Here is an 8418-nt window from a genome sequence, read left to right as displayed (position 1 = left end):
TTCCGGTCGTTCCCGGTGATCCGCGACCCGCACTGTGTCGACTGCGGGTCCTCCCAGCAGCAGCGATCATCCCACTCGCAGCAGTACCGGGTCCACCGGGTCCCCCTGCCGGGTGCGTCGGGTGCGGCGGGCATGCCGGCGGCGGCTGGGATCGGTCCCTGCGTCCGGCGTGGTCACGGTCACGATGATCTGCTGTGACCGCGATGATCTACTGTGACTACAACGCGACGACTCCGGTCGACCCGCGGGTGCTCGAGGCGATGCTGCCGCTGTTCTCCGAGGACTTCGCCAACGCCTCCAGCGGGCATACCGCCGGCCGCGCGGTCGCCCGCCTGGTCGAGCAGGCCCGGGGGCAGGTCGCGGCCCTGGTCGGGGCCGGGCGGCGCAATGTCGTGTTCACCAGCGGCGCCACCGAGGCGGCCAACCTCGCGATCCGCGGTGTCCTCGCCGGTGCCGAGCCCGGCCGCCGGCGCATCCTGGTGGCGGCCACCGAGCACAAGGCTGTTCTCGCGGCGGCCCAGGACGCCGCGAGGATCCACGGCGGCTCGGTCGGGCTGATCCGGGTCCTGCGCAACGGCACCCCGGATCTCGACCATCTCGCCTCGCTGCTGTCGAGGGACGTCGTGCTGGTCGCGGTGATGGCGGCGAACAGCGAGACCGGCGCGATCGCGGACGTCCGGCGGGCCTGCCAGCTCGCGCACAGCGCCGGCGCCCTGTACCTGTGCGACGTCACCCAGGCCACGGGCAAGATCCCCGTTGCCCTGGAGGCGCAGGAGATCGACCTCGCGGTGCTCAGCGCGCACAAGATATACGGGCCCAAAGGGGTCGGCGCGCTCGTCGCCAGCCGTCCACTGCAGAACCGCATGACGCCGCTGATCGTCGGCGGGGGCCAGGAGCGGGGGCTGCGCAGCGGCACCGTCAACAGCGCCGGCATCGTCGGGTTCGGCCGGGCCGCGGCGATCGCCGCCGCGGAGCTCGCAGCCGACGCCGACCGGCTGCGCCACCTGACCGCGCTGCTGCACCGTCTACTGGCGGAGAAACTCACCGGCGTCGAGCTCAACGGCCCGACCGTCACACGCCTGCCGAACACGCTGAACCTGCGCTTCGTCGGCGCGGACGCCGACGCGGTGATGACGTCGATGCCGCAGGTCGCGGTCTCGGCGGGCAGCGCCTGCAAGGGCTCGAGCACCGAACCGTCCCACGTACTGACGGCGATGGGGCTCGATTCCGCCGCCGTGCTGGAGAGCCTGCGCTTCAGCCTCGGCCGTCCCACAACGCAGGACGAGGTACACACCGCGGCCGACCACGTGGCCACCGCCGTCGACCACGTCCGCTCCCTGCACCACCGCCCCCGCTCCACCTCCCGCACCCATACCCGCACCCACACCTGACCGGTACCCCGGCCGCGTTCCCCGGCCGCCTGACGCACCTTTCAGCCGCCTGACGGAGCTTTCAGGGGGTCGGACCCGAGCCGGGGCCACCGATGGATGCGGCCACAGCACCGTCAGGGCCGAAGGCGTAGGTGAAAACTGTCGTTGTAGCGCCGGTTTCTACCTACAGCTTCCGCATCCGTAGATGGAAACCGTCGTTGTAGTAGCGGTTTCTACCTACAGACAGGTGCAGCCAAATAAGATCGTTGCAGTCGGTCGGAATTACTCGGAGCTCATGAGAGATCGATGGAACGCAGCGATGTCCTGGTAGCGGTGTAGATGAACGGTCCGGTTGCGTTCGGTAAGATTTCGATGGCACGCCACTGGCACATCAGGATCTCAAGCTGGTTGAACGTGTTTCCGGCGTCTTTCCCGGACAGTGCGACCATGCGGGCACCGGTTTCCCGGACCGCATTGATCTGCTCGGTTCTCCTGAATTCTGCTGTCTTGGGTGATTGCTAGCCAGCCTCGCTGGGCAGTGATTGGTATCCACTCATGATCCGGGGTGCTGGGAGTCGTGATCGGGCATGGTGGCCGCTGTCGTTTGTGAACGATCCCTCCGGGGTCACCGGGATAGGTGACGTCGGGTCGCATCGATTTCAGGATTTTTGCGAGGCCGAGGACGTCGGCATCGATGTGGTAGCGGACAACAGCGGGTCTGGTCCTGCTCACGCTGCCCGGGCCGACGTCTCGTACGCGAGTGCCCAGCGCACGTCGTCGACGGTCAGGTCGAAGGCTTCGGCGACCTCGTCGATGTCCTCGCAGCCTTCGACGTGTTCCCAGAGAACCACCGTGCTGATGCCACCCACGGCGGGCCGGCCGAAGCGCAGGTCGGGCCGCATCCGTACGGGCGATGCAGGATCGGCATGGGGTCGCCATTCCACGGCGTCATCGCCTTCCCAGGTGACCCGCTCGACGAACGCGTCAGCGGGGAACGTGAGCACGGCTTGTCCCTGGACGGTTGCGACCAGGCAGAACTCGGCGTCCAGCCCGGACTCGTCCTGAGCCGCGAGGAGGAGCTCACGGCCGGCCGAGACGAACGGCCGTCGGTCGGCGAGCGGGTAAGGGACGCTGAAATGGCCCCGGAGCAAGGTCGATGAAAGCCCGCAGTTCTGCCATGGGTCCCTTGTGGGTCCGGCGATACTCTCGCAACAGTGCGGCCTCGACGAACTCGGCCCAGGTCACGGACGCATGACCGCCACGGGGCTTCAGTCGGATCACCGGACGGTAGTTTCTGCCCAAGAGACCTTGACCTGGCTGGACGACAACGACTCGCTTCAGGGAGATGGTCGCGACGTGGCTTGGCCGCCGCAACGCAGCGCGGCGCACCCTGCTGGTGCGGTGCGAGGCGAAAGTAGAAGCGCTGTGGTGAACCCGGATTCGTTGACGTCGAGGTACCCACCTCGTCCCGCTCGTGCCGAGGACCGAGCTTGATCGTGTGGATCCGCCGGTCCGGTGGCGCGGCGCCGTTCCGTCCGAGATTTTCCTGAGCCAGCTGCACGATGTCATTCAGACGGCCATGGGCTGGAACGTCACACGCCTGTACTTGTTCGAGAGCCACGAGGCCACCGCCATGGATTCACGATCGGACAGGTCGGGGCGGGTTGTCCTCGCCGTGCCGGTCGCCGACCGCTGTTTGCCGAGACACACGTCCCGGCGTGCCCGGGGACGCGGGTCCTTCGGTGGGACCTTCCTGATCATCCGACCGGCCCGGCCGGCTCAGGTTCGGACCACGGTGTACATCACCTATTGGAAGACAGGGTTTTGGTAGGTCAGCATTACTAGAAACCTGGTTTCTGGTAAGATCCTGCACGTGCGTGACGATCAGATCCGGGCTCGGCTGGCCGCGACCAATCCTTGGTGGGGTGCGGTTGCGACCGGCGCGAGCCCGACGGCGTGGATGGCGACAGACGTGTCGCTGCGGGGCCGGCGCAGATTTGATCTCGGCTACCGCGCCGCGGTCCTTGCCGACGTCGCCACCGAGCCCCTGGACGACCGACTGATCGTGCTTCGGGGGCCGCGAAGAGTCGGCAAGTCGGTGGTGCTCAAGGACACGATCGCCGCGTTGTGCGCCCGCGCCGACGTCGACCCCAGGCAACTGATTTATATCGCCGCGGACGAGATGACCGCGCAGGATCTGAATCGCGCGATCACTGTGGGTCGAGATCTGACCCGTTCGGTCGACCAGACCGAGCCACGACCTCGGGTCTGGCTGATCGATGAAGTAACCGGGATGGCGGGCTGGACGACAACCCTGAAGTTTCTCCGGGACAACACCCTGTTCGGACTCGACCTTGTTGTCTGCACTGGTTCGTCGTGGGCCGACGACGCCGAGGTGGGGCGGGATCTGCTTGCCGGCCGCGCGGGAATGACCAATGTGCGCCGTACCCGGATCCTGGTACCGATGTCGTTCCGTGACTTCATCGCGGTGTCCCGACCGGAGCTGCCGCGGCCGCCGTCCGTGCCGCTGTGGGATCTTCAATCGGCGGAGGTAGCGCACATCGCCGGCCTGCTCGCCCCGAACTCCGACGATTTCGACCTTGCCTGGCAGGCCTACCTCACGTGCGGCGGGTATCCGCGGGCGGTGAGCGAATACCACGGCACCGGAGTGGTAAGCGATGCGTTCCTGACCGACATCGAGCAGTGGCTGCATCGCGATGTGGACCGAAACGCGCCGGAGGAATCCATCCCCCAGCTGCTCGCCGGTCTCCATGGCCGTTCCGGTACCCCGATGAATCGAACCAAGGCCGCGATCGATCTGGGATACCCCTCCCGTCAGGCATTCGACCTGCGTCTGGTGAAGCTTGTCCGGACGTTTGGAGCAATCTGGTGCCATCAGGTCAACGCCGCGGCGCGTCGGGTAGCGGGCGCGCAGGCCAAGCTGTACCTCTCCGACCCGATCATGGCTTGGCTGGGTCCTCGGCTGCGGGCCGGCCTCCCCACCCCGGACCTGACGAAGCTTGCCGAGTCGACCTTGGCTGTCGCGTTTGCCGCCGCTGTGGAAGCACGCCAACCCGGCCGATGGGCCACGGACGAGGCTATCGGGTACTTTCGGACAGGTAGCGGTACCGAGGTGGACTTCGCGCCGCTTCCGCTGCCTACCGCCAATGGTGAGCTGTTCTCCACGCCTATCGAAGCGAAGTGGGTCACACACGGCTGGCGGTCCGAGGCGCGAGCCATCGAGAATGCCTTTGGCCACGGCATCGTGGCAACCAAGAACATTACGGACACCGGCCACCGGAGTTGGGCGTTGCCGACACCTCTCCTCACCCTGCTGCTGGGCTGATGAAGGCCCGTCAACCGTCCACCGCGGAGGCACGGTAATCGCCACATCCGCCAACCCGCGAAGCCCGACAGAACCGGTTGGACACGACCCGCAGGTCATGGGCGTTTCGCCGGGGCAGTCGTGGGTCGCTCCAGGTGTTGCGGGTACTGTCCCGAGGTGGACGCAATCAGCGAAGAAGAGCTCGACGCGATGGTCGCGGAGGCCACGGTCGACGCTTACAATGACGACGAGCAGGTGAGCGGCCTGTTCACCCTGATCGAGGACAATCTCGTGGTTCCGTTCACCACGCAGGTCCTGGGCGTGGACGTCACCGTCGAGCGCGTGGACCTGTCGCGGGGCGGTGAGATCGTCGCTGTCTGTTCCCGCGAGCGCTCGAAGCAGGCCATCCCGATCCTCGATCTGCCGTTGCCGACGCCACCACCGCAGGGCGCGGAGTGGATCGAGGCGTACCGGCACTGGCTGGGATAAGCGCGGAAGTCGTGAAAGCCGCACGGGCGGCGGGTTGTAAGCAGATTATCGGGGAGCTGCTGGTGAGTGAGTATCAGTACTACGAGTTCCTGGCGGTGGACCGTTCCTTGGACGCTCGCCAGCGCGATGAGCTTCGGGCGTTGTCGACCCGGGCGCAAATCACTTCGACGAGTTTAATCAACACCTATCACTGGGGCGATTTCCGGGGGGATCCACAGAAGCTGGTGGCGCGGTACTTCGATGCCTTCCTCTACCTCGCCAACTGGGGGACGCGCCGGCTGATGCTCCGGTTGCCCAAACGGCTGCTTGACCTGAAGACGGCTCAGAGCTATTGCCTGGGGGACGCGGCGTCCGCGTGGGTCGACGGCGAGAACGTGATTCTCGACCTCAGCTACCACAACGAGGGCGACTGGGAGGACGAAGGCGGGGAGGGATGGTTGACGTCGATCATCCCCGTGCGGGCGGAGCTGGCCTCAGGCGATCTTCGCCTCCTGTATCTCGCCTGGCTGCTCACCGCCTCGGCCGGGGAGCTTGATGATGATGCTGTCGAGCCGCCGGTTCCGCCGAACCTGTCGACGTTGACCGCGTCGCTGCGAAGCATCGCGGACTTCCTCCGTCTCGACGAGGATCTGCTCGCGGTCGCCGCCATGGCCAGTGAACAGGTTCCAGGCGATGAAACCTCGGAGGCCGATCTTGTCAGGTGGGTCGCGGACTTCTCGGTGACAGAGAAGAACACGCTGATCATGAGGGTCCTCAGGGGTGATGACGCCCACCTGCGGGTGGAACTGCTGCGGCGTTTCCACAAAGGCGCCCCGGTCAGCACAGCGGGCGCGGGAAAGCGCACGGTGGCCGAGTTGCTCGACGCGGCCGAGGTCCGGCGTGTCGAGCGGGAGCGGCTTGCTGAACAACAGCGGGCGCAGGAACGTGCCCGTCGTGAGCGCCAGGCGGAGATTGCCCGTGACAAGCGCCTGGAGGCACTGGCGCTCCAGGAGGAACAGGCATGGCAACGCGTGAGCATGATGATCGATACAAAGAAGCCGGGGGAGTATGACAACGCTGTCACGCTTCTCACCGATCTGCGGGCCGTCAGCGAGCGTCAGGGCCATCCCGAGGTGTTCGAGCAGCGCTTTGAACACCTGCGCGACCAGCACCTGAGGAAGCCCAGCCTTCTCCAGCGTTTCGACCGGGCCGGCCTGGGCACGACGGCCGGGGCTCCGAACTGATCCGGAGCCCGGATCGACGAGGCGTAGATGGTTCCGGCGGTTCCGGCAGCCGTTTTTACCTACCGCCGGCACTGGCACCGGCACCGTCGCCGGGAACGGGCGCATCCCGGCACCACCACATGGAACAGGACCCGCGCCCATAGGGCCAGGACGGCCGATGGCCTCGTGGCTACGGCGTCGACGAAGTCGTCGAACACCGCTCCCTTCCCGGACAACAGCGACGAGAACGTCGAGCGTAGGCAGCGCAGCGTTCCTCCCGCGGTGAAAAGGTCCGGAGCCACGGCCAGGTAGCCGGCCGCGGCGAGGCGGTCCGCCTGCTGTCGGGTGTCGTTGGTGAGATCGAATGCCTCGTGTAGGACGACGACCCCAGGCTATGGCCCCTCGCCAAGGGGCGGTATGGCGAAGTGTGCTCTGAGCGCGGCTGCGGTTGTAGCGCCTGGAATGGTCGTTGCTGGCATCGGCTTCTCATCCTTTCCCTGCGTATGAGCGACGGTCGCAACCTGGTAGGCCTAGTGGCCAAAGGGTGTGCGATCATGGTTCTTTTCACGCGCCTGGAGGCCCCAGGGAGTCAAGAGCGCCCGAGGGATAGGCGTTCGGTCAGCGAGCCGGGGTTTCTGATCATGAATGACCGAATTGTGGATGGCTGAGGAAGCCGGGAGGCACGTGGCTGGCCAGCCAGACCCCGTTGGCACTGCGCCGGAACCGGTGACCGGCGTGGTGCATCGCGCCCGAGTCGACGGTGAGGATGACCGGTTGGCCACGGCGTGCGCCGACCCGTCGCGCCGTGGCCGAATCAGTGGACAGGTGGACGTCGTGGCGTCCCATCGGGCGCAGTCCCTCCCGGCGGATCGCGGGCAGGAAGGACTCGATCGTACCGTGATAGAGCACTTCCGGTGGAGGCGTCGTCTCCAGGCCCAGGTCGACGCGCACTGAATGACCCTGATTGGCGCGTATGCGCTGCCCGGTGTCGTCGAAAGCGAAACGCTGCTTGTCGCTCGTCGCCACGACCTGGTCGAGCTCGGCACGGCTGATCGGGAAACCGGACCGGGCGCAGGCATCGAGCAGATCGGTGACAGGTGTCCACCCTGCGGCGTCGAGGACAACGCCGATGGCGTCTGGCGCGTGCCGCAGATGCCGTGACAGGTACCGCGATACCCGCTCCGCGCGACGCGCGTTCATATCTGCCATAAGCGTTTAGAGTATCCACATCTGATCTCGCGGTGCGGTGACCAGAGACCCTTGGGGGCTCCGGCCGCGCGAAAAGAGCCATGATCGTGCAGCCTTTGGCCTACTGGGAGTCGTGAATCAATCACCCTGAATATCGGGGATTCGTGGCGACAGGGGAACCTCGGCGGCGGTGGGACGATGCCGAGGTGCCTATGCCGTGGCGAAAGGTCGTCGCGGGGACGAGGAGCCTGGTGCATGAATGGCCGCGGTGAGGAGCTGAGCGCCTCGGATCGCTATGGCGGTGAGGTCCCGCGGTTACCGGCCGGGGTGCGGTCGATGCCCGGGGATCCGCAGCACATCGGCGGGTACCGGGTGTTGGGCCGCCTGGGCGAGGGCGGCATGGGCGTGGTCCATCTCGGGCAGGCGCCCGACGGTCGACTGGTCGCGGTGAAGGTCGTGGCCTCCCGCTACGCCCGGGACGAGGAGTTCCTGCTCCGCTTCCGCCACGAGGGTGAGCACGCCCGCCGGGTGCCCCGGTTCTGCACCGCGGAGGTTCTCGACGTCGACGTCACCGCGCAGCCGCCGTACCTGGTGACCGAGTACATCGACGGCCCCACGCTGAACGAGGCGGTCCGCTCCGGCGGTCCGTTGCGCAAGGCCGAGCTCGACCAGCTCGCGGTCGCGATGGCCACCGCGCTGTCCGCGATCCACGGGGTGGGGCTCGTCCACCGCGACCTCAAGCCGGGCAACGTCCTGCTGTCCCGGATGGGCCCCCGGGTGATCGATTTCGGGATCGCCCGGTCGCTGGAGACGCCCGCCGGACTGACGGCGACCGGCATGGTGC

The 8418-nt window shown here is 66.8% G+C and carries 10 protein-coding genes and 2 pseudogenes; 7 read left to right on the top strand and 5 right to left on the bottom strand.

Features of this window, described 5'->3' with window-relative positions:
- Together DD1DGNOD_RS28235 and DD1DGNOD_RS17385 are read left to right on the top strand one after the other, a co-directional pair.
- Window positions 1-198 (top strand): annotated as a pseudogene (locus DD1DGNOD_RS28235) (hypothetical protein); the annotation flags it as partial.
- A 5-nt stretch (window positions 199-203) separates the two neighbouring features.
- Window positions 204-1391, top strand: coding sequence for a cysteine desulfurase family protein (locus DD1DGNOD_RS17385; RefSeq protein WP_165036830.1), 1188 nt, complete (start codon window positions 204-206; stop codon window positions 1389-1391).
- Between the two features lie 272 nt (window positions 1392-1663).
- On the opposite strand, the gene DD1DGNOD_RS27200 is transcribed toward DD1DGNOD_RS17385, so the two are convergent.
- From DD1DGNOD_RS27200 to DD1DGNOD_RS17380, 3 genes are all read right to left on the bottom strand, one after another.
- A complete protein-coding gene (locus tag DD1DGNOD_RS27200) occupies window positions 1664-1819 on the bottom strand; it encodes a hypothetical protein (protein WP_165036822.1) in 156 nt (51 codons plus the stop codon).
- On the bottom strand, window positions 1770-2024 hold the full coding sequence (locus DD1DGNOD_RS31335) for a hypothetical protein (RefSeq protein WP_430827827.1): 255 nt from the start codon (window positions 2022-2024) through the stop codon (window positions 1770-1772). The genes DD1DGNOD_RS27200 and DD1DGNOD_RS31335 overlap by 50 nt, the downstream gene beginning before the upstream one ends.
- 74 nt (window positions 2025-2098) lie before the next feature.
- On the bottom strand, window positions 2099-2521 hold the full coding sequence (locus DD1DGNOD_RS17380; RefSeq protein WP_131767512.1) for a DUF433 domain-containing protein: 423 nt from the start codon (window positions 2519-2521) through the stop codon (window positions 2099-2101).
- A gap of 323 nt (window positions 2522-2844) precedes the next feature.
- Here DD1DGNOD_RS17380 and DD1DGNOD_RS31330 point away from each other — a divergent pair, with 323 nt between their 5' ends.
- The 4 genes from DD1DGNOD_RS31330 to DD1DGNOD_RS17360 all read left to right on the top strand — a co-directional run bounded on the left by DD1DGNOD_RS31330 (window position 2845) and on the right by DD1DGNOD_RS17360 (window position 6407).
- Window positions 2845-3201, top strand: coding sequence for an IS1096 element passenger TnpR family protein (locus DD1DGNOD_RS31330; RefSeq protein ID WP_131770626.1), 357 nt, complete (start codon window positions 2845-2847; stop codon window positions 3199-3201).
- A gap of 42 nt (window positions 3202-3243) precedes the next feature.
- Window positions 3244-4716 carry an AAA family ATPase gene (locus DD1DGNOD_RS17370; protein WP_131767510.1) on the top strand — a complete coding sequence of 491 codons (1473 nt, stop codon included), beginning with the start codon at window positions 3244-3246 and terminating at the stop codon, window positions 4714-4716.
- A 189-nt stretch (window positions 4717-4905) separates the two neighbouring features.
- Complete coding sequence (locus DD1DGNOD_RS17365; RefSeq protein WP_131767539.1) at window positions 4906-5184, top strand: hypothetical protein; 279 nt, start codon at window positions 4906-4908, stop codon at window positions 5182-5184.
- Window positions 5185-5246: 62 nt separating this feature from the next.
- Window positions 5247-6407, top strand: a complete 1161-nt coding sequence (locus tag DD1DGNOD_RS17360; protein ID WP_131767509.1) for a hypothetical protein — start codon at window positions 5247-5249, stop codon at window positions 6405-6407.
- A gap of 59 nt (window positions 6408-6466) precedes the next feature.
- Here DD1DGNOD_RS17360 and DD1DGNOD_RS17355 read toward each other — a convergent pair.
- A pseudogene (locus DD1DGNOD_RS17355) lies at window positions 6467-6766 on the bottom strand (dienelactone hydrolase family protein); the annotation flags it as partial.
- A 259-nt stretch (window positions 6767-7025) separates the two neighbouring features.
- Complete coding sequence (locus tag DD1DGNOD_RS17350; protein WP_131767508.1) at window positions 7026-7586, bottom strand: RNA 2'-phosphotransferase; 561 nt, start codon at window positions 7584-7586, stop codon at window positions 7026-7028.
- 324 nt (window positions 7587-7910) lie between these two features.
- On the opposite strand from DD1DGNOD_RS17350, the gene DD1DGNOD_RS17345 reads away from it, so the two are divergent.
- The coding region (locus tag DD1DGNOD_RS17345; protein ID WP_241255805.1) for a serine/threonine-protein kinase at window positions 7911-8418 on the top strand (508 nt) is incomplete at its 3' end.

The sequence above is a fragment of the Candidatus Protofrankia californiensis genome (genome assembly GCF_900634765.1).
Taxonomy (GTDB): domain Bacteria; phylum Actinomycetota; class Actinomycetes; order Frankiales; family Frankiaceae; genus Protofrankia; species Protofrankia californiensis.
This window is presented reverse-complemented; position numbering and strand designations above follow the sequence as displayed.